At 72.8% G+C, this 24,885-nt stretch carries 23 protein-coding genes; 15 read left to right on the top strand and 8 right to left on the bottom strand.

Annotation, left to right across the window (positions count from 1 at the left end; all coding sequences use genetic code 11):
• Nucleotides 1–68: 68 nt before the first annotated feature.
• Nucleotides 69–1,283: an amidohydrolase family protein gene (locus ACIBK9_RS31590; protein WP_397162398.1), complete on the bottom strand. Its 1,215-nt coding sequence runs from the start codon at nt 1,281–1,283 to the stop codon at nt 69–71.
• 107 nt (nt 1,284–1,390) lie between these two features.
• Here ACIBK9_RS31590 and ACIBK9_RS31585 point away from each other — a divergent pair, with 107 nt between their 5' ends.
• A complete protein-coding gene (locus ACIBK9_RS31585; protein WP_397162397.1) occupies nt 1,391–2,599 on the top strand; it encodes an MFS transporter in 1,209 nt (402 codons plus the stop codon).
• Between the two features lie 4 nt (nt 2,600–2,603).
• Nucleotides 2,604–3,056 (top strand): SRPBCC domain-containing protein, encoded by a 453-nt coding sequence (locus ACIBK9_RS31580; RefSeq protein ID WP_397162396.1) that lies wholly within the window; start codon nt 2,604–2,606, stop codon nt 3,054–3,056.
• A 63-nt stretch (nt 3,057–3,119) separates the two neighbouring features.
• On the opposite strand, the gene ACIBK9_RS31575 is transcribed toward ACIBK9_RS31580, so the two are convergent.
• Entirely contained in the window at nt 3,120–6,245 is a 3,126-nt protein-coding gene (locus ACIBK9_RS31575) for a BTAD domain-containing putative transcriptional regulator (RefSeq protein ID WP_397162395.1), read from the bottom strand.
• 89 nt (nt 6,246–6,334) lie between these two features.
• On the opposite strand from ACIBK9_RS31575, the gene ACIBK9_RS31570 reads away from it, so the two are divergent.
• The gene (locus ACIBK9_RS31570) at nt 6,335–7,813 is read left to right on the top strand and encodes an MFS transporter (RefSeq protein WP_397162394.1); all 1,479 of its coding nucleotides are present in this window, start codon (nt 6,335–6,337) and stop codon (nt 7,811–7,813) included.
• Nucleotides 7,814–7,836: 23 nt separating this feature from the next.
• Here ACIBK9_RS31570 and ACIBK9_RS31565 read toward each other — a convergent pair whose 3' ends face one another.
• Nucleotides 7,837–8,190, bottom strand: a complete 354-nt coding sequence (locus ACIBK9_RS31565; RefSeq protein ID WP_397162393.1) for a nucleotide pyrophosphohydrolase — start codon at nt 8,188–8,190, stop codon at nt 7,837–7,839.
• Nucleotides 8,191–8,296: 106 nt separating this feature from the next.
• On the opposite strand from ACIBK9_RS31565, the gene ACIBK9_RS31560 reads away from it, so the two are divergent.
• Both ACIBK9_RS31560 and ACIBK9_RS31555 read left to right on the top strand, forming a co-directional pair.
• On the top strand, nt 8,297–9,613 hold the full coding sequence (locus ACIBK9_RS31560) for an FAD-binding oxidoreductase (protein ID WP_397162392.1): 1,317 nt from the start codon (nt 8,297–8,299) through the stop codon (nt 9,611–9,613).
• A gap of 130 nt (nt 9,614–9,743) precedes the next feature.
• Nucleotides 9,744–9,983, top strand: a complete 240-nt coding sequence (locus ACIBK9_RS31555) for a hypothetical protein (RefSeq protein WP_397162391.1) — start codon at nt 9,744–9,746, stop codon at nt 9,981–9,983.
• 249 nt (nt 9,984–10,232) lie between these two features.
• On the opposite strand, the gene ACIBK9_RS31550 is transcribed toward ACIBK9_RS31555, so the two are convergent.
• The gene (locus tag ACIBK9_RS31550) at nt 10,233–11,243 is read right to left on the bottom strand and encodes a LacI family DNA-binding transcriptional regulator (RefSeq protein ID WP_358283246.1); all 1,011 of its coding nucleotides are present in this window, start codon (nt 11,241–11,243) and stop codon (nt 10,233–10,235) included.
• A 152-nt stretch (nt 11,244–11,395) separates the two neighbouring features.
• On the opposite strand from ACIBK9_RS31550, the gene ACIBK9_RS31545 reads away from it, so the two are divergent.
• From ACIBK9_RS31545 to efeB, 7 genes are all read left to right on the top strand, one after another.
• Nucleotides 11,396–12,688 (top strand): extracellular solute-binding protein, encoded by a 1,293-nt coding sequence (locus ACIBK9_RS31545; protein WP_397162390.1) that lies wholly within the window; start codon nt 11,396–11,398, stop codon nt 12,686–12,688.
• On the top strand, nt 12,685–13,644 hold the full coding sequence (locus tag ACIBK9_RS31540) for a carbohydrate ABC transporter permease (protein WP_397162389.1): 960 nt from the start codon (nt 12,685–12,687) through the stop codon (nt 13,642–13,644). The genes ACIBK9_RS31545 and ACIBK9_RS31540 overlap by 4 nt, the downstream gene beginning before the upstream one ends.
• Nucleotides 13,641–14,486 carry a carbohydrate ABC transporter permease gene (locus ACIBK9_RS31535; protein WP_397162388.1) on the top strand — a complete coding sequence of 282 codons (846 nt, stop codon included), beginning with the start codon at nt 13,641–13,643 and terminating at the stop codon, nt 14,484–14,486. The genes ACIBK9_RS31540 and ACIBK9_RS31535 overlap by 4 nt, the downstream gene beginning before the upstream one ends.
• Before the next feature lie 2 nt (nt 14,487–14,488).
• A complete protein-coding gene (locus ACIBK9_RS31530) occupies nt 14,489–15,856 on the top strand; it encodes a glycoside hydrolase family 5 protein (protein ID WP_387668240.1) in 1,368 nt (455 codons plus the stop codon).
• 123 nt (nt 15,857–15,979) lie between these two features.
• Nucleotides 15,980–16,813: an iron uptake transporter permease EfeU gene (efeU, locus tag ACIBK9_RS31525; protein WP_397162387.1), complete on the top strand. Its 834-nt coding sequence runs from the start codon at nt 15,980–15,982 to the stop codon at nt 16,811–16,813.
• An 11-nt stretch (nt 16,814–16,824) separates the two neighbouring features.
• Nucleotides 16,825–17,964: an iron uptake system protein EfeO gene (efeO, locus tag ACIBK9_RS31520; RefSeq protein WP_397162386.1), complete on the top strand. Its 1,140-nt coding sequence runs from the start codon at nt 16,825–16,827 to the stop codon at nt 17,962–17,964.
• A 15-nt stretch (nt 17,965–17,979) separates the two neighbouring features.
• A complete protein-coding gene (gene efeB, locus ACIBK9_RS31515) occupies nt 17,980–19,242 on the top strand; it encodes an iron uptake transporter deferrochelatase/peroxidase subunit (RefSeq protein WP_397162385.1) in 1,263 nt (420 codons plus the stop codon).
• Between the two features lie 19 nt (nt 19,243–19,261).
• Here the strand turns inward: efeB and ACIBK9_RS31510 are convergent, their stop codons facing one another.
• Nucleotides 19,262–19,801, bottom strand: coding sequence for a CGNR zinc finger domain-containing protein (locus ACIBK9_RS31510; protein ID WP_397162384.1), 540 nt, complete (start codon nt 19,799–19,801; stop codon nt 19,262–19,264).
• 28 nt (nt 19,802–19,829) lie between these two features.
• Between ACIBK9_RS31510 and ACIBK9_RS31505 the strand changes: the two genes are divergently transcribed.
• Nucleotides 19,830–20,711: an arginase family protein gene (locus ACIBK9_RS31505; protein WP_397162383.1), complete on the top strand. Its 882-nt coding sequence runs from the start codon at nt 19,830–19,832 to the stop codon at nt 20,709–20,711.
• On the opposite strand, the gene ACIBK9_RS31500 is transcribed toward ACIBK9_RS31505, so the two are convergent.
• Both ACIBK9_RS31500 and ACIBK9_RS31495 read right to left on the bottom strand, forming a co-directional pair.
• Nucleotides 20,697–21,221: a nitroreductase family deazaflavin-dependent oxidoreductase gene (locus tag ACIBK9_RS31500; protein WP_397162382.1), complete on the bottom strand. Its 525-nt coding sequence runs from the start codon at nt 21,219–21,221 to the stop codon at nt 20,697–20,699. The genes ACIBK9_RS31505 and ACIBK9_RS31500 overlap by 15 nt on opposite strands.
• The gene (locus tag ACIBK9_RS31495) at nt 21,218–21,646 is read right to left on the bottom strand and encodes a hypothetical protein (protein WP_397162381.1); all 429 of its coding nucleotides are present in this window, start codon (nt 21,644–21,646) and stop codon (nt 21,218–21,220) included. The genes ACIBK9_RS31500 and ACIBK9_RS31495 overlap by 4 nt, the downstream gene beginning before the upstream one ends.
• A gap of 80 nt (nt 21,647–21,726) precedes the next feature.
• Between ACIBK9_RS31495 and ACIBK9_RS31490 the strand changes: the two genes are divergently transcribed.
• On the top strand, nt 21,727–22,404 hold the full coding sequence (locus ACIBK9_RS31490) for a TetR/AcrR family transcriptional regulator (protein ID WP_397162380.1): 678 nt from the start codon (nt 21,727–21,729) through the stop codon (nt 22,402–22,404).
• Between the two features lie 15 nt (nt 22,405–22,419).
• Here ACIBK9_RS31490 and ACIBK9_RS31485 read toward each other — a convergent pair whose 3' ends face one another.
• On the bottom strand, nt 22,420–23,994 hold the full coding sequence (locus tag ACIBK9_RS31485; protein ID WP_397162379.1) for a hypothetical protein: 1,575 nt from the start codon (nt 23,992–23,994) through the stop codon (nt 22,420–22,422).
• Nucleotides 23,995–24,100: 106 nt separating this feature from the next.
• On the opposite strand from ACIBK9_RS31485, the gene ACIBK9_RS31480 reads away from it, so the two are divergent.
• Entirely contained in the window at nt 24,101–24,883 is a 783-nt protein-coding gene (locus ACIBK9_RS31480; RefSeq protein WP_364326151.1) for an SDR family oxidoreductase, read from the top strand.
• Nucleotides 24,884–24,885 lie beyond the last annotated feature (2 nt).

Here is a 24,885-nt window from a genome sequence, read left to right as displayed (position 1 = left end):
CCCGTCAGGCGGACAGGCCGCGGGCGAGCCACGCCAGGAACCGGAGCGGCCGGGCCTCCCCCTCCGGCTCAGCCGACGGACGAGGTCACGGTGTCGACGTGCTTCTGGCTGACCGAACGCCCCGACACCAGCACGAGGTCGAGCGCGCGCAGGTCGGCCAGGCGGTCGAGCGGGTTGCCGCGGACCGCGATGACGTCGGCGCGCTTCCCGGCCTCCAGGCTGCCGGTCTCGGCCCCGGCCCCGCACGCCTCGGCGGCGCGTACGGTGGCCAGCTCGACGATCTCGGCGTTGCCGAACCCGGCCTCGGCGAAGACCTCCAGCCCCGACACGTAGTCGTCGGTGCGCTTGTCGAGCCCGGCGATGGCGAACCCGGTGTCGGTCCCGGCGACGAGCCTGATCCCGGCCTCGCGCATGGCGGCGAGATTGCCCAGCCAGCGGTCCATCGGCTCGGCGCCGACGAGCGCCCGCAGGTTCCAGAACTGGCCGTGCACGGTCGGGCACACGTACGTGCCGCTTGCCGCGATGCGGTCGGCCAGCCGCGCGTCGTAGGCCGGGCCCGCGGGGGTGTGGAACGTGCAGTGCTCGATCGTGGTGACCCCGGCCTCCAGCGCGTTGCCGATCGACTCGGGGGCGTGGGCGTGGGCCGCGACGGTCCTGCCGCGCGTCGCGGCCTCCTCCACGGCGGCCCTGATCAGCGCGGCCGGGTACTGGGCCCGCCAGCTCGGCACCGAGCCGGGCGACATCTCGCCGCCCGAGGCCATCACCTTGAGGCAGTCGGCGCCGGCCCGCAGGTTCTCCCTGGCCACCCGGCGGACGGACGGCTCGTCGTCGGCCTCGCCGCCCATGTACCAGCAGTGGCCGCCGGTGACCGTGATCGGGCGGGTCGCGGCGATCAGGTGGGGGCCGACGGCGAGGCCGCCCTCGATCGCGTCGCGCAGGGTGAGGTCGAGGAAGCCGCGCCCGCCGAGGTCGCGGGCCGTGGTGACGCCCGCGGAGACGAGCTTGCGGGCGTTCTCGGCCATGCGCAGCAGCAGCCGGCCGTCGCTCACGGCGCTGCGCCCGGTCACCGGGTCGACCGTACCGTCGAAGCCGAGGTGCACGTGCGCGTCGACGAGGCCGGGCAGCAAGGTGTGGCCGGGCAGGTCGAGCGTCTCCGCGGCCTGGCCCGCGCTGCCGCGGGGGCCCACCGAGACGATGCGCGAGCCGTCGATCAGCACCTCGCCGTCCGTGATGACCTCTCCGGGACGTCCGGTGAGCACCGTGCCGGCACGGATGATCCGCATGCCTCCACAGTGCCACACACGGCCCCGCCACGCCCGCCCCGCCGGGCGCCGGGAACACGGCCCCCAATTAATAGGAAGGTTTACTTATTACGGCATGATGGCCGTCCATGTGGACGCGCGACTTCGTGCTCTTCTTCACCGCCCGCACGGTGTCGATGCTGGGCTCGGCGATGATGCCGGTGGCCACCGCGCTCGGCATGCACGACGCCGGTTACGGCGCCACCGGCGTCGGCCTGGCGCTGGCCGCCTGGATGGTGCCGATGGCCGGGCTCATCCTGTTCGGCGGCGTGCTCATGGACCGGTTCACGCCCCGCCGCATGATGGTCGGCGCCGACCTGGCCAGGACGGCGACGCAGGCGGGCACGGCGGCCCTGTTCGGGCTGGGCCGGCCGGAGTTGTGGCAGGTCGTGGCCCTGTCGGCGGTCGCCGGGGCGGCGGCCGCCATGTACACGCCGGGCGTCGCGGGCACCATCTCGCGGATCGCGGCCGACGTGCAGCGGGCCAACGCCACCCTGCGCATGTCCGAGGCGATCATGCAGTTGCTCGGGCCGGGGCTGGCGGGGGCGCTGGTCGGGCTGGCCGGGGTGGGCGTGGTGTTCGCCGCCGACTCGGCCGGGTTCGCGATCAGCGCGGCGTGCCTGCTGCTCATGCGGGTGCGGGTGGCGGGCTCCGGCGAGGAGCCGGTGCTGGTGCGGCTGCGGGAGGGCTGGCGGGAGTTCCGGTCGCGCACGTGGATGTGGAGCGTCATCCTGATCTGGGTGGTCTTCGGGATCACCCTGTTCGGGCCGCTGATCCCGCTGGGCTCGGTGCTGGTGACCGACGCGTACGGGCAGACGGCGTACGGGCTGGTCATGTCGGCGAGCGGGGCCGGGACGATCGTGGGCGGCCTGGTGGCGCTGCGGATCAGGCCGGCCAGGCCGCTGGTCGCGGGCGGGATCGGCATGTTCCTGTTCGCGCTGGAGCCGCTGAGCTTCGCGGCCGGCGTGCCGCTCGGCGTGATCATGGCCTGCCACGTGGTGGGCGGGGCGGGGTGGGCGTTCTGGTCGGTGATGTGGGCGACGAGCGTGCAGACGCTGGTGCCGGCCGAGGCGCTGAACCGGGTCAGCGCGTACGAGATCGGCGGCTCGACCATGTCGCTCCCGATCGGCCAGGCGCTGGCCGGGCCGGTGGCCGCCCTGGTGGGCTCCCGCGAGGTGCTGGGCTTCTCCGCGCTGGTCACGGTCGCCGGCTGCCTGGCGCTGCTGACCTTGCGGCCGGTGCGGCAGATCACCGTAAGGCCACGGGAAGAGGACCGTAAGGCCGCTCCCGCATCGTAGAGGCATGACAACGACGCAGACCGCACAGTACGAGATCGTCCGCACCTTCGACGCCCCCCGCGAGGACGTCTACGCCGCCTGGACCCAGCCCGAGCGCTTCTCCCGCTGGTTCGGCCCCCGCATGCTGGCCACGCCGGTCGGCCGGATCACCCTCGACGCCCGTCCCGGCGGCCGGTGGCGCGCGACGCTCGTCGGCGAGGAGGGGTTCGAGGCGACGCTGGAGGGCTCCTACCGCGAGGTGCAGGCGCCCGCCCGGCTGGTGTTCACCACCGGCGACCCCGACAACCCCGGCGACGGCCCGGCCTCGGTCGTGACGCTCGACCTGCTCGACCGGGACGGCGGCACCGAGATGCGCTTCCACCAGTTCGGCGTCAACACCGACCAGGAGCACGCCGAGCAGGCCAGGGCCGGCTGGGACGAGTTCTTCGACCGCCTGGCCGAGCATGTCGCCCGCTGACCCCAGACACGCCGACCCCCGCCACGCCGACCCTCGACACGCCGCCCCCGTACACGCTGCCCCTCAGAACAGGCCGAGGGCGTCGTCCAGCTTGTACGTGCCGCCCCGCTCGTACGCCACGGCGAAGGCGCGCTCACCGAGCGCGTCCCGGACCCGGGCCGTGACCCGCTCCTCCTCCTCGCGTTCGGCGGCGTTGGCCGGGGTCCTGATCTGCTCGCGGACCGCGGCGGCCAGCCCCAGCAGCACCGCCGCCCGCTCGGTCGGCCCGGCCGCCGACGCCGCGCCCGCGACGCACGCCGCCGCCGTGCGCGGGTCGCCGACCCTGACCGCCGCGGCCAGCGCCTCCCGGTGCAGCTCCAGGGCCGCGGCCGGGTCGCCACGCAGCTCGGTGACGTGGCCCAGCTCGACCAGCAGGTCCGGCAGGTGCAGCGGCGGCTCGACGGCGGGGTCGCGCGGCAGGCCCGCCAGCAGGTGGTGCAGGTGCGACTCGGCCAGGTCGAGCAGCCCGGCGCGGCGCGCGGCGAAGGCCAGGCCCATCTCGGCCATGGTCTCGCCCATCTTGTAGCCCTGGCCGAGCGCCAGCTTCAGCGCCCGTCCGCACAGCTCCATGGCCTGGTCGTAGGCGCCGTCGTGCAGGGCCGTCCAGCCCAGCCAGGCGATGCGCCCGGCCACTTCCGGCCACAGGCCGAGCTCCTCGGCCATGCGCAGCCCCTCGGCGAACAGCCGGCGCGCCCGCTCGTGGTCGCCGGCCATCTCGGCCGCGCCCGCCAGCCATTCGGTGGCCTGCAACATGCCCCAGCGGTCGCCCAGCTCGCCGAACAGCCGCGCGCTCTCCCCCGCGTCCCGCTCCAGCGCCTCGGTGTCGCGCATGGTGAACGCGTCGCGCGCCCGTCTGGCCAGCGCGACGGCGACGCCCCACGTGTCGCCGAGGGCGCGGCAGGCGGCCAGCGCCCGTCCGGTCAGCTCCTGGCCGGTGACCATGTCGGGCACGCTCATGCCGGCGAACAGCTCGGCCCTGGCCCGCTCGCCCGGGTCGGCGACCCGCTCCAGCAGCGGCTCCCACGCGACCTGCTCGCCCAGCAGGAGCGCGACCCCGGCCTGCCAGGCCGCCGCCCGGTGCCTGGCCGGGCCGTCCGGCCCCGCGACGGCCAGCGCCGCGCCCAGCGAGCGCCTGCCCTCGGCCAGCCGGCCGCGCAGGAACCAGTACCAGGCCAGCGCGTTGACCAGGCGCGCGGCGGTGTCGGCGGCGCCCTCGGCGATCGCGGTGTCCAGCGCGGCCCGCATGTTGGCCGACTCGGCGTCCAGGCGCAGCAGGCGGTCCCGTTGCTCGCCGCCGTACAGGCCGGGTTCGGCCGCCACGGCCAGCTCCAGGTAGTGGCGCAGGTGGGCGCGGCGCACGTCGGCCAGCTCGCCGGCGTCGGCCAGGCGGCCCACGCAGTACTCCGACACCGACTCCAGCAGCCGGTACCTGACCCCCGTCGTGCTCTCGGCGACCACCACGAGCGAGCGGTCGACCAGCCGGGCCAGCAGGTCGAGCACGTCGAGCCCCGGCTCGGCGCACACCGCCTCGGCCGACTCCAGGGTGCAGCCGTCGGCGTGCACGGCCAGGCGGCGCAGCACCACCCGTTCCTCGTCCGACAGCAGGTCCCAGCTCCAGTCGATCACGGCGGTGAGCGTCTGCTGCCGGGCGGGCGCGCCCCTTCGCCCGGACGCCAGCAGCCTGAACCGGTCGTCCAGCCGGTCCACCACCCCCTGGACGCCGAGCGCCCGCACCCGCGTCGCGGCCAGCTCCAGGGCCAGCGGGATGCCGTCGAGCCGCCGGCAGAGCTGGGCCACCGCCAGCGCGTTGCCCGCCTCCAGGGCGAACCCGCGGGCCGAGGCGGCGGCCCTGGCGACGAACAGCCGGACGGCGTCCGAACGGGCCATCTCCGTCAGGTCGGTGCCCGCCGGCAGGTCGAGCGGCGGGACGCTCCACAGGACCTCGCCGTCCACGCCGAGCGGCTCCCGGCTGGTGGCCAGGACGGTCAGGCCCGGCGCCGCGGCCAGCAGCGCGTCGACCACCTCGGCGACCTGCTCGACCACGTGCTCGCAGTTGTCCAGCACGAGCAGCAGGCGCCTCGGCCGCAACGCCGCGGCCAGCCGCTCGGGCACGTCGCCGCCCGACGGGTCCTCCCGGATGTCCAGAGCGGCCATGATCGCCTCGGCGGGCGAGTGGGTGGCGCCGTCGAGCGCGACCAGCCAGGCGCCGTCGGCGAAGCCGTCCAGCAGCCGGTGCGCCGCCTCCAGCGCCAGCCTGGTCTTGCCGACGCCGCCGGTGCCGGTGAGCGTCACCAGCCGCTCGGCGGTGACCAGCGAGCAGACCTCGGTCAGCGCCTCGTCCCTGCCGACGAGCTTGCTGACGGACGCGGGCAGGTTCGTGGTGGGCCGCTCGGCGGGCAGGCTCAGCGCCGGGTCCTGGGCCAGGATCGCCTGGTGCAGCGCGACCAGCTCGGGGCCGGGGTCGAGGCCCAGCTCGTCGGCCAGGCGCTCGCGCAGCTCGGCGAAGCTCGCCAGGGCGTCGCTCTGCCGTCCGGCCCGGTACAGGGCGCGCATGTGCACGGCGCGCAGCCGCTCCCGCAGCGGATGCCGGGCCACCAGGTCGCCCAGCTCGCCCACGAGCAGCCCGTGCTCGCCCAGTTCGAGCCGGGCCTCGGCGCGCTGCTCCAGCGCCGTGAGCCGCTGCTCCTCCAGCCGGACGATCGCCGACCTGGTGTACTCCTCGTCGGCGAAGTCCGCGTACGCCGCCCCCCGCCACAGCGCCAGGGCGTCGGCCAGCAGCCCCGCCCTGGTCCGCGGGCTGTCGGCGGCCTCGGCGCGGGCCAGCAGGCCGGCGAAGCGGTCCGCGTCGAGCGCGCCGGGATCGGTGCGCAGCAGATAGCCGGGCGCCCGCGAGACCACCAGGTTCTTGCCGCCCGGCTCGGCGTCCTCCAGCGCCTTGCGCAACTGGGAGACCCGCACCTGGAGCGCGCCCGCCGGGTTGCCCGGCGGCTCCTCGCCCCACAGGTCCTCCACCAGCCGGTCGGCCGAGACCGGATGGCCCTCGTGGACGAGCAGGTCGGCGAGCAGCGCCCGGACCTTGAGCCCGGGGATCGTCACGGGCTCCCCCGCGTCGGTCCACACGGCCAGCGAGCCCAGCACCCCAAAACGCATGTCCGTCACCTTATGCGCCGCCGTAAGCCCACGAGAAGCGCACCGGAAGCGCCCTCCGGCACCGTGAAGGCAACGAAAGGGGAAACGACATGAAGACCGGCACCCTCGCTGGACGGCGTGAATGGACGGGCCTCGCGGTCCTCGCCTCGGTGGCCCTGCTGCTCTCCATCGACCTGAGCGTGCTCTACCTGGCGCTGCCGCACCTGAGCGCCGGACTCGGCGCCTCCGCGCCGCAGCAGCTGTGGATCCTGGACATCTACTCGTTCATGCTGGCCGGGTTCCTGGTGACGATGGGGACGCTGGGCGACCGGATCGGGCGGCGCAGGCTGCTGCTGATCGGCTCGGTGGCCTTCGCCGCGGCCTCGGTGGCCGCCGCGTACTCGGTGAACGCGGAGATGCTCATCGTGTCCCGGGCGCTGCTCGGCGTCTCGGGGGCGACGCTGCTGCCGTCGTCGCTGGCGCTGATCCGCACGATGTTCACCGACGGCCGGCAGCTGGGCACCGCGATCGGCCTCTGGTACGGCTGCTTCATGCTCGGCATGGCGGTCGGCCCGCTGGTGGGCGGGCTGCTGCTGGAGCACTTCTGGTGGGGGTCGGCGTTCCTGATGGGCGTGCCGTTCATGGCGGCCGTGCTGGTCGCCGGACGGCTGCTGCTCCCCGAGTACCGCGACCCGCACGCCGGCCGCCTCGACCCGGCCAGCGTGGCCCTGTCCCTGGCGACCATCCTGCCGGTCGTCTACGGGCTCAAGGAGGTCGCGCGCGGCGGCTGGCAGCCCGTCCCCCTGATCGCGGTCGCCGCCGGGACGGCCTTCGGCGTGGTGTTCGTCAGGCGGCAGCGCGACCTCGCCAACCCGCTGCTGGACCTGCGGCTGTTCGGCAACCGCGCGTTCGCGGCGACGCTGGGGATCATGTCGCTCGGCGGGATCGTCATGGCCGGGACCACGCTCATGACCACCCAGTACCTGCAGACCGTGGAGTCGTTGTCGCCGCTGGGCGCCGGGTTGTGGCTGGTGCCGCAGAACGTGGCGATGATCGTGGCCCTGTCGGTCGCGCCGCGGCTCGCCGCCCGGATCGGCACCGCGTACGTGATGGCCGCCGGGCTCGCGCTGGGCGCCGTCGGGCTGTTCCTGCACACCCAGGTCCCCAGCGTGGGCGGGACCGGGCTGGTCGTCACCGGGCTGGTGCTGGCCTCGGCGGGCATCGCGCTGCCGATGGGCGCGGGCAACAGCGTGATCATGACGGCCGCGCCCGCCGAGAAGGCCGGGTCGGCGGCGGCGCTGACCGAGACGAGCGGCGAGTTCGGGGTGGCGGTCGGGGTGGCCGCGCTCGGCAGCCTCGGCACGGCCGTCTACCGCGGGCGGCTCCCCGAGCACCTGCCGGTGGAGGCGGTGCGGGAGAGCATCAGCGTGGCGGTGACCGCCGCCAAGGACCTGCCCGGCCTGCTGGAGGTGGCGCGGGCGGCGTTCACGGCGGGGCTGAACACGGTGGGGGCCGTGAGCGCGGTGGTCTTCGCGGGGCTGGCCGTCTTCGCCCTCCTCGCCCTCCGCCACCACCGCCCGACGCCCTGACCCCCTCCAGCCCGCTCGCCCGGTCAGGTGGACGGCGGCGCCTTTCTGGCCGAGCCGCGGTAGCCGGCCGCGTCGTAGCGGCGTTCGTTGTCGGCCAGCTTGGCGGTCGCCGCCGCCACCAGATCGACCCCCAGGACGTCGGCCAGCCGGACCAGGTACAGGGTCACGTCGCCGAGCTCGGCGCGGATGCGGGCGAGCGTGTCGGGGTCGGGGCTCGCGGACTCCTCGGCGGTCAGCCACTGGAACTCCGCGACCAGCTCGCCCGCCTCCCCCGCCAGCGCCATCGCTAGGTTCTTCGGCGTGTGGAACCTCTCCCAGTCGCGGGCCCGCGCGAACTCCCGCAGCCGTACGGCCAGCCCTTCCAGCTCCTCGCTCACGCCACCCGACCCTACTGGGCCGCCGGCCGATTCATCACGACCGGTGATGACAGTCCGGGCGAACCCCGTCTGGTTCCCCGGCCGCTTCCGCGATCGACTGGCTTCCGTGTTCTCCCACTTCAACGGCCCCGTCCTCGTCCCCGGCGGCCCCGGGTACGACGACGAGACGGCCCGCTTCAACACCGTCGCCGGCCCCGTACGCCCCGCCGTGGTCGTCGGCGCACGGGACGCGGACGACGTCCGGAAGGCGATCGACCACGCCCGGTCGGCGGGGCTGCGGGTGGCGGTCCAGGCGACCGGCCACGGCCTGTCGGCCTCGGTGGACGGGACCCTGCTGATCAACACCCGCCGGATGACCGGCCTGTCCGTCGACCCCGCCACCCGCACCGCTCGCGTCGGGGCCGGGGTGCGCTGGGGCCAGGTCATCGACGCCGCCGCCGGACACGGCCTCGCCCCGCCGAACGGCTCCTCCCCCCTGGTCGGCGCGGTCGGCTACACGCTGGGCGGCGGCCTGCCCGTGCTCGGCCGCACGTTCGGCTGGGCCGCCGACCGGGTCAGGTCCCTGGAACTGGTCACGGCCGACGGAACCCTGCGCACGGTGAGCCCGTACCAGAACCAGGACCTCTTCTGGGCCCTGCGCGGCGGCCGTCCGGGCGTCGGCGTGGTGACCGCGATGGAGCTGGAGCTGGCCGCCGTCCCGCGCTTCCACGGCGGCATGCTGCGCTTCCCGGCCGAACGGGCGTCCGAGCTGCTGGCCGCCTGGCTGCGCTGGAGCCGCGACCTGCCGGACACGATGAACACCTCCATCGCCCTCCTCCGCCTCCCGAACGCCCGCCTCACCGCCGTCCGCCTCGCCCACGCCACCCCCTGTCCTCCACCCGCCCGCTCCCTCTCGCACCTCACCCGCTCGAACTCGGCCTCCTTGAGCCCCGCCCCCTCGTACCTCACGCCCGAGGAGCTGATCGCCCCTCTCCGCGCCCTGAACCCGGCCGAGGACACCGTCAGGGACCGCCCCTACCCCGAGATCGCCGCCGTCCACGAGGACCCCACGGAACCCGCCGCGTACCGCGAACTCTCCCTGATGCTGCACACCCTCGACGCCGATCTGTTCGACCGCGCCGACCCGGGCTTCGCGATGGTCGAGATCCGCCGCCTCGGCGGCGCGTTAGCCGCCGCCCCGGACGTCCCGAACGCGATCGACCACCGCACGGCCGCCTACAGCCTGACCACGATCGCCTTCGCGGGCACGAACCCGAAACCACCCCTGGACCTCGCCGACCCGTCCAGCACGGGCCTCCGCTTCCGCAACTTCCTGGCCGGCCCGCAGGCCCCGGCCCTGGCCGCCGAGGCGTACACCCCGTCCACCTGGACCAGACTCACCTCCCTCAAAACCACCCACGACCCGCACAACCTGTTCCTCTGATCGTCTGACGTCCGAGCGCCGGTGCCCCGCGTGCTCGCCGGCCGGCTGGTCGAACCGGCCGTCTCCTGCCTGCGGACCAGTTGGGCGAGGGATGGGTTGTCGGCGCTTCCGCCGACGTACCTTCGCAGGTATGAGCGCCGGACATGCGCATGAGGAACTGCATCACCTGGTCGATCGGCTGTCGCCCGACCAGGCGCGGCACCTCCTGCGGCTGGTCAAGACCGACCCCGAACTCGCCGATATGCCGGGCGAAGACGACAAGCCGGTACGTCGTCGGCTCACGATCGCCGGGATCGGTGCCTCCGGTGAGGGCCATCTTTCGGAACATGTCGAAGATCTGATGGTCGAGCGGTTCAACCGTTCAGTGTGACCGCTGTTCTTCTGGATAAAGGCCATTTGATCGCGGTGGTCGACCGCGACCAGCAGAGGCATCCGTTGTCACGATCGCCCGAGCGGCTCTCCATCACCCATATCGCACCCCTTGATCGACGCGACTTCTCGACGGCGCCGGAGGCGCGGGGGTGCGCCGAAGGCGCCTGGGGAAGGGCGCCTGAGCCCGGAGGGCGAAGACCGCTCGGGCCGGGCCCCGCCGCTCGGGACGGGCGGTTCCGGCCGTCCCTCACTCCACGGCGGCCGTGCTTTCCCGGACGATCAGTTCCGTAGCCAGTTCCACCCGTTTCGTGTCCGGCACCTCGCCCTTCCCCATCCCCAGCACCGTACGGGTGGCCAGCGCCGCCATCTCCTGCAACGGCTGGCGCACGGTCGTCAGCGGCGGCCAGGCCGACTTCGACAGCGGCAGGTCGTCGAACCCCACGACGCTCAGGTCCTCCGGAACGCGCAGCCCCCGCTGCCGGGCGGCCTCGAACACGCCGAACGCCATCAGGTCGCACCCGGCGAAGATGGCCGTGGGCGGCTCGTCCAGTGACAGGAGTTCGTGGCCCTGGTCGTGGCCGGAGTCGACGAGGAAGGTGCCGCGCCGGACGAGTTCGGGGGCGAGCGGCACGCCGGCCGTCTCCAGGGCGGCCCGGTAGCCGTCGACGCGGGCCTGGCTGCACAGCATGTCGGCCGGGCCGCTGATCATGCCGATCCGGCGGTGGCCGAGTTCGAGCAGGTGGCGGGTGGCGGCCAGGCCGCCGTTCCAGTTGGTGGCGCCGACCGAGACGATGCCGGGGGCCGGCTCGCCCTCGGGGTCGACCACCACGAACGGCAGCGACCGCGCGCTGAGCTGGGCCTGCACGCCGGTGGACAGGCGCGAGGCGACGATCACCACGCCGTCGGTGCGGCGGGCGGCCAGGCGTTCGAGCCAGTCGCGGCCGGGGCCGGCGTGGGTGTGCAACACCGAGATGACGACGCTGGCTCCGGCCTCGTGGGCCGCGCTCTCCGCGCCGCGCACGATCTCCATGGCCCACGGCGACTCGATCTCGGCGAACACCAGGTCGACCAGGCCGGCGGGGGTGTCGTCCTGGCTGACGCGCCGCTGGTAGCCGTGTTCCTGGAGCAGCCGTTCGACCTTGTGACGGGTCGCCGGCGCGACCTCGGGCCGGCCGTTGATGACTTTGGAGACCGTGGGGATGGAGACCCCGGCCTCTTCTGCGATCAGTGCGATCGTCACGCGCCTCTTAGCTGACACGTTCGGGAGTGTATCCGAAAGTTTCGGACTGGGATCGCTCCCAAGACGGCTATTGACGCCCTCCGCAGCACATACCTATGCTCCGATCAACGAAATTATCGGGGGCTATACGAAACTTTCATACCGCTCGTGCCCGATGAAGGGACCCCTGGATGAAACGCGGTCTGATCCTCATCGCCACCGCCGTGCTCGTCGCCGGATGCGGCAGCGGCGGGAGTGGCGAGAGCGGCGGGCAGCCCGGCGGCTCGCAGCCCGGCCAGAAGCCCGCCAAGGTGACGCTGGAATGGTGGCACCTGTCCACCGCCGAACCGCTGAAGTCCCTGTGGGCGCAGCGGGCCAAGGACTTCGAGGCCGCGCACCCGGACGTCACCATCAAGGCGACGGTGCTGGAGAACGACGCCTACAAGGCCAAGCTGACCACGATCACCCAGTCGGGCAAGGCCCCCGACGTCTTCGTCACGTGGGGCGGCGGCGTGCTCAAGCAGCAGATCGACGCCGGCCTGGTCAAGGACGTCTCCGCCGACGTCGCCCCCGTGCTGGGCACGTTCACCCCCGCGGCGCTGAGCGCGTACCAGTTCGACGGCAAGACGTACGGGCTGCCGACGGACATCGGGCTGGTCGGCTTCTGGTACAACAAGAAACTCTTCGCCAAGGCCGGCATCACGGCCCCGCCCGCCACCTGGGCGGAGTTCCTCGACGACGTCAAGAAGCTGAAGGCGTCCGGCACCACCCCGATCGCGCTGGCCGGCAAGGAGAAGTGGCCGGGCCACTACTACTGGGCCTATCTGGCGATGCGCATCGCCGGCCTGCCCGCGCTCACGCAGGCGGGCGTGGACCACGACTTCACCAAGCCCGACTTCGTGGCCGCCGGACAGCAGGTCAAGGCGCTGGCCGAGCTCCAGCCGTTCCAGAAGGGCTTCCTCGGCGCCGGGTACGGCACCCCCGACGGGCAGGCGGCCACGGTCTCCAACGGCAAGGCCGCCATGGAGCTGATGGGCCAGTGGGCGCCCGCCGTGCAGAAGGACTCCGGCAAGGGCCTCGGCGACGACCTGGGCTTCTTCCCCTTCCCCGCGGTCGAGGGCGGCAAGGGCTCGATCGGCGACGCCTTCGGCGGCGGCAACGGCCTGTCGGTGGGCGCGGACGCGCCCCCGCAGGCCGTGGAGTTCGTGAAGTTCATGACGCGGATGGACCAGCACACCAAGGCCGTGGCGGCGGGCGGCGTGCTGCCGGTGCTCAAGGGCGAGGAGAACGCGGTCAAGGACGCCAACCTCAAGCAGGTCGCGACCCTGCTGGCCGGGGCCTCCGGCTACCAGCTCTACCTGGACCAGGCCTACCCGCCGGCCGTCGGCCAGCAGGTCAACGACAGCGTGGCCGAGCTGATCGCCGGGACCAAGACGCCGGAGCAGATCGGCCAGGACATCAGCGAAGTGGCCAAGAGCGAATGACGACGCTGACCCGAGGGCCGGCGGCGGTCGCGCCGCCGGCCCCCGCCCCGCCGGGCCGGCGGCGCGGTCGCGCGGTGACGATCGCGCTGTTCCTGCTGCCCGCGCTGGTGCTCTTCCTGCTGCTGGTGGTGGCGCCGATCCTGGTGGCGGTCTACGCCAGCGCGTTCAAGTGGAACGGGTTCGGCGGGCTGCCCACCGAGTTCGTCGGGCCGGCCAACTTCACCAGGCTGCTGTCGTCCGGCATCTTCGCCACCGACCTGTGGCACCTGGCGGTCCTGGTGCTGCTGTCGGTGCTGGTCCAGCTGCCGTTCTCGCTGGCCGTGGCGATGCTGCTGAACCAGCGCATCCGGGGGCGGGCGGTCTACCGGCTGGTGTTCTTCGCCCCGTACGTGCTGTCCGAGGTGATCACCGGCGTGCTGTTCTCGCTGATCCTCGCGCCGGACGGCGGGATGGCGAACCAGCTGCTGTCGGTGTTCGGGCTGGAGTCGGAGTTCCTGGCCGATCCGGACACCGTGATGCCCGCGCTCTTCCTGGTCATGACGTGGAAGTACTTCGGCTTCCACATGATGATCTACCTGGCCGGACGGCAGGGCATCCCGAACGAGCTGATCGAGGCCGCGCAGATCGACGGCGCGACGCCCTGGAAGACGTTCCGGCACATCACGCTGCCGCTGCTCGGGCCGACGATCAGGATCAGCGTGTTCCTGTCGGTCATCTACACCATCCAGCTGTTTGACCTGGTCTGGATCCTCACCGGCGGCGGCCCGTCGCACTCCTCGGAGACGATGGCCGTCACCATGATGGAGTTCGGCTTCAAGCGCTCCCAGGTGGGTTACGCCAACGCGATCAGCGTCGTGATGTTCGCGCTCAGCCTCGTCTTCGCCCTCGTCTACCAGCGCGTGGTGATGCGCCGGGACCTGGCGGGCGCGACGACGTCCATGGGAGGCCGCCGATGAACCGCGGAAGGCCGCCCGCGCGGCGGCGCCGTCCCACCCTGCCCCTGCACGCCATCGCCTGGATCGTCGGCGCGTTCATCCTGGCGCCGATCGTGTACGCGCTGCTCGGCGGGTTCAAGAGCAACAGCCAGCTCTCCGGCAACCCCTTCGGCCTGCCCGATCCGTGGGTCACCGCGAACTACACCGACGTGCTCGGCTCGGGGTCGTTCTGGCGGCAGGTGTGGAACAGCACGTTCATCGCGGTCGCGACGACCGTGGTGATGGTCGCGCTGGCGGCGCTGGCCGCGTTCGTCTTCGCCAGGTTCGCCTTCCGCGGCAGGGAGGCGCTGTTCACGCTGTTCACCGCGGGGCTGATGTTCCCGTTCGCGGTGGCCATCCTGCCGATCTTCGTGCTGCTGCGCGCGTTCGGGCTGCTGGACGACCCGCTCGGCGTCATCCTGACGCAGGCCGCCTTCGGGCTGCCGCTGACGATCATCATCCTGCGGGGGTTCTTCCGGAGCATCCCGGGCGAGATCGAGGAGGCCGCGATCATCGACGGCTGCTCGCCGTTCGGGTTCTTCTGGCGGATCCTGCTGCCGATGGCCCGCCCGGCCATGGCGACGGTCTCCGTGCTGGCCGTCGTGGGCAGCTGGAACAACTTCATGCTGCCCCTGGTGGTCTTCAGCGACGAGTCGAGCTGGACGCTGCCGCTCGGCATCCAGCAGTTCCAGGGCCAGTACGCCACCGACACCGCCCGCGTCCTCGCCTACCTGATCCTGGCCATGGTGCCGGCGCTCGGGTTCTACGCCATCGCTGAACGTCACCTGGTCGGTGGGCTCACCGCGGGTGCGACGAAAGGGTGAACATGCTCCACGTCTCAGGAAGCCGGCTCCTCACCCCCGAAGGCACGCCCGTCCGGCTCAGGGGGGTGGGCCTCGGGGGCTGGATGAACATGGAGAACTTCATCACCGGCTATCCCGCCAATGAGACCTCGATGCGCGCGGCGGTGACCGGCGTGCTGGGCGAGGAGCGGGCCGAGCTCTTCTTCGACCGGCTGCTCACCTCGTTCTTCACCGGCAGCGACGCCGGGCTGCTGGCCGGGCTGGGCATGAACTGCGTGCGCATCCCGGTCAACTACCACCACTGGGAGTCCGACGACCGGCCCATGGAGATCGACCCGAGGGGCTTCCGGCACCTCGACCGGGTCATCGGCCTGCTGGGCGAGCGCGGTCTCTACAGCGTGATCGACCTGCACGCCCTGCCCGGCTCCCAGAACCAGCACTGGCACAGCGACAACCCGACGCACGTGGCGGCGTTCTGGCAGCACCGGCACTTCCAGGACCGGGCCGTGCACCTGTGGGAGGCGCTGGCCGACCACTACCGCGGGCATCCGTGGGTGGCGGGGTACAACGTGGTGAACGAGCCGGGCGACGTCTCGGGCAAGGTGGTCGGCCCGTTCTACGACCGGCTGGTCAAGGCCGTACGGGCCGCCGACCCGGACCACGTCCTGTTCCTGGACGGCAACACCTACGCCACCGACTTCTCGATGTTCCGGGAGATGTACGAGAACACGGTGTTCGTCATGCACGACTACGCCCTGGCCGGGTTCGCCCACGGCGGCCCGTACCCGGGGCTCACCAGGGGCGAGTGGTGCGACCGCGGCCAGTTGGAGGAGACCTTCGCCCGGCGGTCCCGGTTCCAGCGCGAGACCGGCACGCCGTTGTGGGTGGGCGAGTTCGGCCCGGTCTACACCGGCGACCCGGACCGGGACGCGCAGCGCTACCAGGTCCTGCGCGACCAGCTCGACATCTACGACGCCCACGACGCGGGCTGGTCGCTCTGGACGTACAAGGACGTGGGCCTCCAGGGTCTGGTGCACGCGTCGGGGGCGTACCTGGACCGGTTCGGCGCGTTCATCGGCAAGAAGCGGCGGCTCGGCGCCGACCGGTGGGGCTCGACCATGGAGGAGTGCGCCGACGTGCTCGCCCCGCTGCACCGGCTGGTCGAGACCGAGTTCCCGGACTGGACGCCCTACCCGTGGGGCGCCCGCTACCAGACCGACGACCTGATCAGGCACATCCTCCTCGCCCAGGCCCTGCTGCCCGAGTACGCCGGCCTGTTCAGGGGGCTCGGCGACGACGAGCTGCTGGCCCTGGCCGACTCGTTCACGCTGGAGCAGTGCGTACGGCGCGAGCCGCTGCTCGACCTGCTGGCCGCCAATCTCACCGGGTGACAAACCGCTCATACAGTCGGGTGCGTCACACCACCGGGCAAACTATCGCCATCACTGCTTGCGCTAGGTATGCTTCGGCTGCCCTAATTTAGGTAAGCCTTTCCTCAGCCAGCAGGAGTGACGGTGTTCGCCAGCTACCTCATCGGACTGCGCGAGGGACTGGAGGCGACGCTCGTCGTCTCCGTCCTCATCGCCTTCCTCGTCAAGAGCGACAGGAAGGACAAGCTTCCCCAGGTCTGGACGGGCGTCGCCGCGGCGGTCGCACTGTCCGTCGGCTTCGGCGCGCTGCTGACCTTCACCGCCGCCAACCTCGGGCACATGGGGCAGGAGCTGTTCGACGCGATCACCTCGCTGCTGGCCGTCGCGTTCGTCACCTGGATGATCTTCTGGATGCGGCGCACCGCCCGCGCGCTCTCCGGCGAGCTGCGGGGCAAGCTCTCCGACGCGCTGCAGATGGGCTCGCTCGCGGTGGTCGTGATGGCCTTCCTGGCCGTGGCCCGCGAGGGGCTTGAGACGGCGTTGCTGTTCTTCGCCGCCGTCCAGGGCGCGACCGCCACCATCGACCCCCTGCTCGGCATCGCGCTCGGCCTGCTCACGTCGGTGGTCATCGGCTGGGGGCTGTACAGGAGCGCGCTGAAGATCAACCTCACCAAGTTCTTCACCTGGACGGGCCTGCTGCTCATCCTGGTCGCCGCCGGCATCTTCAAGTACGGCGTGCACGACCTCCAGGAAGCCAACATCCTGCCCGGCCTGAGCTCCTACGCCTTCGACATCAGCGCCGTCCTGCCCGCCGATTCCTGGTACGGCGCGCTGCTTTCCGGCATGCTCAACATCACGCCGCAGCCGAGCATCGCCGAGGCCGTGGCCTGGATCGTCTACCTCGCGCCCACTCTCTTCCTCTTCCTGCTGCCACAGCGGGTGAAGACCACTCCCGCCTCCACCGCACCCGCGGCCTGAACAGGAGCATCATGCGTACCGCCATCAGCCTGTCCTTCGGCGCGCTCGCCCTCGCGGGCCTGACCGCGTGCGGCTCGGGCACCACCGCCACGGAGACCGCCAAGGGTCCGGCCGCCGCGCCCGGCAAGATCACCGTGGCCGCGTCGGACACCGAGTGCAAGGTCGCGGCCGCCGAGATCGCGGCGGGCACGAGCACGTTCACGATCACCAACGGCGGCTCCAAGGTGACCGAGTTCTACGTGTACGCCCCCGGCGACCGGGTGATGGCCGAGGTCGAGAACATCGTGCCCGGCCTGACCAGGGAGCTGGTCGCCGAGCTGCCGGCCGGCGCGTACGAGACCGTCTGCAAGCCCGGCATGGTGGGCAAGGGCATCCGCAACGCGCTGAAGGTGACCGGCGAGCACAAGGCCCTCACCTCCGACGCCCAGCTCGCCGACGCCGTCGCCAGCTACAAGCGCTACATCAAGTCGCAGAGCGACACGCTGCTGGTCAAGACGCAGGAGTTCGTGGACGCCGTCAAGGCCGGCGAGATCGACAAGGCCAAGGAGCTGTACCCGGTCTCGCGGACGTACTGGGAGCGCATCGAGCCGGTCGCGGAGATCTTCGGCGACCTCGACCCGGCCATCGACGCCCGCGAGGCCGACCTGGCCGACGGCGAGGAGTGGACCGGGTTCCACCGGATCGAGAAGGATCTGTGGATCAAGAAGGACATCAGCAAGGACGGCCCGGTCGCCGACAAGCTGATCGCCGACGTCAAGACCATCGTCCAGAAGTCCAACGCCGCCGAGCTCACCCCGCTCAACCTGGCCAACGGCGCCAAGGAGCTGCTCGACGAGGTGGCCTCCGGGAAGATCACCGGCGAGGAGGACATCTGGTCGCACACCGACCTGTGGGACTTCGACGCCAACCTCCAGGGCTCCAAGGCCGCCGTGCAGTCGCTGCGCCCGGTGCTGGAGCAGCGCTCCCCCGACCTGGTCAAGACGCTGGACGAGAAGTTCGCCGCCGCGGAGGCCGCGCTGGGCGCGCACCGGAAGGGCGACGGCTGGAAGCTGCACGACGAGCTGTCCAAGGCCGAGCTGAAGGCGCTGTCCGACGCGATCAACGCGCTGGCCGAGCCGATCAGTAAGATCGCACCGGTCATCGCCAAGTAACGGGAGGTGGGGGCGTTGTCGCAGGCCGGCGGGCGGATGAGCCGCCGCAAGCTGTTCGGGCTGGGCGCCGCGGGCGCGGCCGTGCTCGGGGCGGGGGCGGTGACGACCAGGTCGCTGCTGGAGGAGCCGCCGGTCGCGCACGCCGCATCGACGTCCGATCCGTTCCCGTTCTACGGGCAGCACCAGGCGGGCGTCGTCACGCCTGCCCAGGACCGGCTGCACTTCGTCGCCTTCGACGTCATCACCGACAAGAAGGCCGAGCTGGTCGACCTGCTCCAGGAGTGGACGGCCGCGGCGGCCCGGCTGACGCAGGGCAAGGAGGCCGGGGCGTTCGGCGCGGTGGGCGGGGCGGCCGAGGCGGCGCCCGACGACACCGGCGAGGCGCTGGGGCTGCCCGCCTCGGGGCTGACGCTGACGATCGGGTTCGGCCCGTCGCTGTTCGACGACCGGTTCGGGCTGGCGGGCAAACGACCGGCCGCACTGGCCGACCTGCCGAAGTTCCCCGGCGAACAGCTCATCCCGGAGATCTCGGGCGGGGACATCTGCGTCCAGGCGTGCGCGCACGACCCCCAGGTGGCCGTGCACGCCATCCGCAACCTGGCCAGGATCGGCTTCGGCAAGGTCTCGGTGCGCTGGTCGCAGCTCGGTTTCGGCCGTACGTCGTCCACGTCGCGGGCCCAGGCCACGCCGCGCAACCTCCTGGGCTTCAAGGACGGCACCAACAACATGAAGCTGGAGGACGCCGACCTGCTGCGCGACCACCTGTGGGCGAGCGCCTCGGACGGCCCCGCCTGGATGGCGGGCGGCACGTACATGGTCACCAGGAAGATCCGCATGACGATCGAGACCTGGGACCGCGCCTCGCTCGCCGAGCAGGAGCAGATCTTCGGCCGGGACAAGGGCGAGGGCGCGCCGCTGGGCAGGAAGGCCGAGTTCGACCCCGTGGACTTCGCCGCCAAGGGCCCCGACGGGCAGCCGCTGATCAAGGACGACTCGCACGTCAAGCTGGCGCACCCGAGCAACAACGGCAACGCCCACCTGCTGCGCCGCGGCTACAACTTCGTCGACGGCTCCGACGGCCTCGGCCGCCTGGACGCCGGGCTGTTCTTCATCGCCTACCAGCGCGACCCGCGCAAGCAGTTCGTGCCCGTGCAGATGAACCTGGCCCGGCACGACGCGCTCAACGAGTACATCAAGCACGTCTCCAGCGGCCTGTTCGCCTGCCCGCCCGGCGTCCAGGACGCGGGCGACTACTGGGGCCGCACCCTGTTCGCCTGACCCTGCTCGGCGCCCGCCGTCAGCGGTGGCGGGCGCGCGAGGCCTGGGCGTGGGCGCGGTTGGCGCAGCGGGTCGAGCAGAACTGCCGCTTGCCCGGCCGGCTGCGGTCGACGAAGGCGTCGGTGCACGGCGTGGCCGCGCACTGACGCAGCCGTTCCCAGTCGCCGGCCGCCGCGAGTTCCAGCAGCTCGGTGACGGCCCGCACGGCGAGCCGGCCCGCCGTCGTCGCATCGTCCGGCGCGACCAGCCGCAGCCGGGGCACGCCGCCCGCGTGCTCCACCGCCGCCCGCGCCGGCAGCCGGGCCACCCATTCCGCCAGGACCCCCGCCCGGCCGTCGGGCTCGGCGGCCAGCACCGCCCGCAGCCGCTCGCGCACCTCCCTGACCTCCCGCAGGTCCTCCTCGCCGAGCCCATGGTCGTTCTCAAGCGGTTCGCCCAGTTCGCGGCAGAAGCGGCGCAGCTCCGCCACGTCGGGCAGCCGCTCGGGATCGTCCAGGTACTCGTCCCACGTGTTGGCCAGATCGACGGCCACGAGACCCGTCTCGATGAACTGGCGCATCCCTCACCCTCCTGCTACCGTCACGACTATGAGCACTATAACCCCTGACAGAAAACTGACCGTCCTCGACGCGCCGTCCAACCTCGGCCTGCGTCCACTCGCCGAGGATGTCATCCCCGGCTGCTACAAGGCTCCCTGGGCGTTGCGGGACAACGGGCTGGTCGCCCGGATCGGCGCGGCCGACGCGGGCGCGCTGGTCCCGCCCCGTTACGTGGCCACCTGGAAGCCCGGCGACGGCGTGCGCAACGGCGCGGCCATCGCCGCCTACACCCGGCGGCTGGCCGACCGCGTGGCCGGGATCAGGGCGGACGGCGGCTTCCCCGTCCTGCTCGGCGGCGACTGCTCGATCCTGCTCGGCCCCGCGCTCGCCCTGCGCAGGACGGGCCGCTACGGGGTGGCCTACCTCGACGCCCACACCGACTTCCGCCACCTCGGCAACTCGCCCCACGTCGGCGCGGCGGCCGGCGAGGACCTGGCCCTGGTGACCGGCCGCGGCGACGACTACCTGACCGACATCGACGGCCTGCGCCCGTACGTCCGGGACGAGGACGTCATCGTGCTCGGCGTCCGGGACGACGACGACGTCCAGGAGCTCGCCGCCGACGGCATCGCCTTCGTCGCCGGGGACGACATCCCCCTGGAAGCCGCCGAGCGCGTGCTCGTGCGCGACGACCTGGACGGCTTCTGGATCCATGTGGACGCCGACGTGCTCGACCCGTCCGTGCTGTCGGCCGTCGACTCGCCCACCCCCGGCGGCCTGACCGGCGACCAGCTCGCCGGCCTGCTCCGCGGGCTGCTCGCGCTGCCCGGGGCGGCCGGGATCCAGTTCACCATCTTCGACCCCGACCTCGACGAGGACGGCGGCCAGGCGGCCACCCTGACCGACATCCTCGTCTCAGCCCTGACCTGACCCGTGGCCGTCCGGGGCGGAGCCGTCCGCCCGCAGGATGCGGAAGACGGGATGACCAGCCGCGATCCGGCGGAAACGGTCCAGCGGCGCCTTCGGGCCGAGGCCGAGGTGGGGCCGCGCGCCGGGCGCCACGGCGGCGTAGCGGCGCAGGATCTCGGCGCGGCGTTCGACCGGGACCTCCGCCAGCCTGACCGGCGCCGCCCGCCCGCGACGCCGCAACACGGCCCGGCCACCGGCGGCCCGGACGTTGCGCACCCAGTTCGCCTCCGGCCCGAGCATGGAGACCAGGTACTCGCCGCCGTCGTGCCTGGCGACCGCGACGGGCACCGACGTGAGCGCCCCACTGCGGCGTCCCACCACCTGGAGCACCGCCCCCTGGGGCAGTGGCAGCCACCGGGAGGCGTAGGTCAGCGCGTCGAGCCGGTTCATCGCCCGCGTGAGGGCGTTGGGCCGCCCGCCCCGGTACATCAGGCGCTTGAGCGCCCCCGGCCACCGGGCGACGTGGATCACCGCGCCCTCCTCCACAGCAGCACGACCGCCACCAGCCCCGGGACCAGCGGAAGGACCTGCAGCCAGCCGAGCAACGGCGCCAGGCCGACCTCGCCGTTGCTGTCCCGGACGGTCAGGCCCGCGAGCGCGACGCACGACGCCACCACGAACAGCCCGGCCCCCAGCCACCGGGCCCACCCCCTGCCCGCCCCGGCCGCCCGGACGGTGACGAGCCAGCCGGCCAGCCCGAGCGCCCCCACGACCGAGAGGATCACCGTGTACGCGGTGACCCCCTCGTCGATCTTCACCGGCCCCAGCTCCGGATAGCCCGCCCTGAGGTACTCGGCCAGCCCGGACCGGTAAGCGAAGGCGAAGAGGGTGACGAGCACCGTCAGCGCGGCGCCGCCGTACAGCAGGGCGGAGGCTCCGCGCGGCTTCCCTGTCATGACATGAGTCCCTTCTGGACGACATTCTTACAAAGTATGTTTTGACTATACTTACCACGTAAGAATCGAGAAAGGGCACCATGTCCCCGAAACGCACCCGCGGCCAGAACGCCGGGCTGACCCGGCAGGCCATCCTGCGGGCGGCTCTGGCGCTGGCCGACCGCGAAGGGCTGAAGGCGCTGTCCATGCGCCGCATCGGCCAGGAGCTCGGGGTCGAGGCCATGTCCCTCTACCAGCACGTCGACAGCAAGGACGCGCTGCTCGACGGCCTGGTCGAGCAGGTCGTCACGCAGGCCGCGCCGCTGCTGACCGAGGCCGCCTCATGGCAGGAGGCCCTGCGCGAGTACGCCCACGCGCTGCTGCGGGCGCTGCTCGCGCATCCGAACGTCGTCCCCCTGGTGGTCAGCCGTCCCGCGATCACGCCCGGGAACCTGCGCCTGATGGAGGAGGGGCTGCGCGTGCTGCGCGCGGCGGGGCTGCCGCCGGACCGCGCGCTGGACATGCTCTACGCCGTGACCGGTTTCGTCGTCGGCCACGTCGCCGTCCTGGCCGCCGGTGGGGTCGCCGGTGGGGCCGAACGGGCCGCGCCCGCGATGCGCGACATCCCCGAGCCGGATCTGGTGGAGACCCCGCTGCTGGCCGAGGCCACCCGGGCGCGGCGCGCCCAGCCGTCCTCGGGGACCGACCGCCGTTTCGTCTTCGCGCTCGAAGCCATGCTGCGCGGCTTCGGCGAACCCTGCGAAAACGGCGAACCCTGACGGAAGCGGCGAGCGCTAGCGGAAGACGTACCCGCTCGTGCTGGTGCGGCCGGCGGCGTTCGTGGCGGTGACCGAGGTCCACGGGCCGGGCGGGACGTAGGGGGCCCACGCCGACTCGGGGCGGCCCGGCCCGTGCCACCGCTGAGCCACGCCGACCTCGCGGCCGCCGGGCGAGGTGAAGCGCAGGGTGCCGCCGCGCAGGTTGTAGCCCTCGACGGTGATCCCGGGCCGGCCGTCCCGTTCCGCGCGGTAGGCGTTCACGATGATCGGCTCCCGGCCGCCGTTCGCGATGTCGTCGGCCAGCGAGGGGGTGGCCGGGCTCGCCTGGCAGGTGAAGAAGGGCTCCCAGCCATAGGAGATGATCTTCGCGGCGTGCCCGCCCGTCGCCATGATCTGCTGGTCGAGCCGGGCCTTGCTGGTACGTCCCCGCAACGGCAGCGGCTCGACCCGCCCGCACTCGCCGTCCGCGGGCGCGGGCTCGAAGCCCTCGACGTTGACCCACAGCTCGACCCCGGCGGGCACGCTGCCGGCCGCCGCCTCGATGTAGTCCCTGGTGGGCCCGTAGTAGCCGTCGGCGTTGCGCACCCGGCCGACCACCGGGACGAGCCGGGGGGCGACCATGGACCCGCCCTCCTCGATCCCGTGCACGGGGACCTTGCCCGTGCCCCGCCCGTCCTGCACGGCGACGGCCATGGGCGCGCCGGCGCGGGTGGCGGCGATGTCGGCCAGCCCGCCGGGCACCTGGCCGGGCGGGAAGCCGCGGCCCCTGCGGGCGTCGATGTAGGGGCTGACCAGGATCTTCCGGCCGGGCAGCGCGGCTGCGACCGCCGCGTGCTGGGCCGCGTACAGGGCGAGGACGGGGTCGCGCGGCCCCCGTTCGCGCATGGCCAGCTCGAACGACTGGTAGACCCCGCCGAAGGCGGCCGACCCGCCGAACCGCTCGCGGTAGCCGGCCAGCACCCGCGCGGTGAAGGCGTTCAGCGCGGCGAGGTGCGCGAGGTCGGGCTCCCACGGCTTGCCCCGCCGCTGCGGCGCGGCGGGCAGCCCGGGGAACACCCGCATCCCGTACGCCGCCGCCTCCTCGACCAGGTTGCCCAGCCCGTCGCCGTCGGTGGAGACCAGCACCAGGTCCTGGACGCGCGCGGCGCAGGACGCGGCCAGCGACACGCGATAGAAGACCCGCCCGCCGCTGTCGATCCGCCGGTCGAGCCCCGGGCAGCGCAGCACGGAACGCCCGAACTCCTCGCTGGTCACGTACGTGTAGACGTGCCGGATCCGTTTGCCGGGCACCCGCGCGCAGGGCCGTCCGTCCACCCGGCAGGCGGCGAACTCCGGCTCCATCGGCCCGGCGTCGAACCGCGGCCCGAACGTGACGAGCGTGTCGCCGCCGAGCGAGTGGATCGCCTCCACCGTCCGCCGCGTGACGCACACGTCGGCCCGGGGCATGACCCAGTAGCCGGTGATCGCGTACGGCGAGGTCACCCGCGGGTCCCTGGGCGAGCACCCGTCGTCGCCGACGCCGGGCCCGGCCGGGACCACGACGAGGACGGCGAGGACCGCCATCACGACCAGCCACCGTAACCGGCGCACCCATGCTCCCCTCGACGTACCGACCAGAGTAGGCATCTACCCGATCCGCGGCCGGTAGTGCCCCGGTGCCGGCCGGCCGCGGGGCGGCACGGACAATGGAGTCATGGTGAGCATCGACCTCAGTGGCAGGACGGCGCTGGTCACGGGCTCGACCCAGGGCATCGGGGCGGCCATCGCGACCGGTCTGGCGCGGGCGGGGGCGCGCGTCGGCGTCAACGGCCGCAGCGAACGCTCGGTGGCCGCGGCCATCGAGCGCATGGACCACCGCGGCCTGGTCGCCGCGCCCGGCGACGTCGCCACCGACGAAGGGCTCCAGCGGGTGCTCGGCTCGCTGCCGCAGGTGGACATCCTCGTCAACAACCTGGGCATCTTCGAGGCCAGGCCGGCGCTGGAGATCGACGACGCGGAGTGGCGGCGCTTCTTCGAGGTCAACGTCCTGTCGGCGGTGCGCCTCACGCGCGCCTACCTGCCCGGCATGATCGAGCGCGGCTGGGGCCGGATCCAGTACATCGCCAGCGACTCGGCCATCGTCACGCCCACCGAGATGATCCACTACGGCATGAGCAAGACGGCGCTGCTGGCCGTCTCGCGCGGGTTCGCCAAGGAGGCCGCCGGCAGCGGGGTGACGGTCAACTCGGTGATCGCCGGGCCCACGCACACCGGCGGCGTGGAGGAGTTCGTCTACCAGCTCGTGGACCGGGAGCTGCCGTGGGAGGAGGCGCAGCGGGCGTTCATGCGCGAGCACCGTCCGCAGTCGCTGCTCCAGCGGCTGATCGAGCCCGAGGAGATCGCCAACATGGTCGTCTACCTCAGCTCGCCGCTGGCCTCGGCGACCACCGGCGGCGCCCTGCGCGTGGACGGCGGCTACGTGGACGCCATCCTGCCCTGACC

The sequence above is a fragment of the Nonomuraea sp. NPDC050227 genome, from assembly GCF_044459705.1.
Taxonomy (GTDB): domain Bacteria; phylum Actinomycetota; class Actinomycetes; order Streptosporangiales; family Streptosporangiaceae; genus Nonomuraea.
This window is presented reverse-complemented; position numbering and strand designations above follow the sequence as displayed.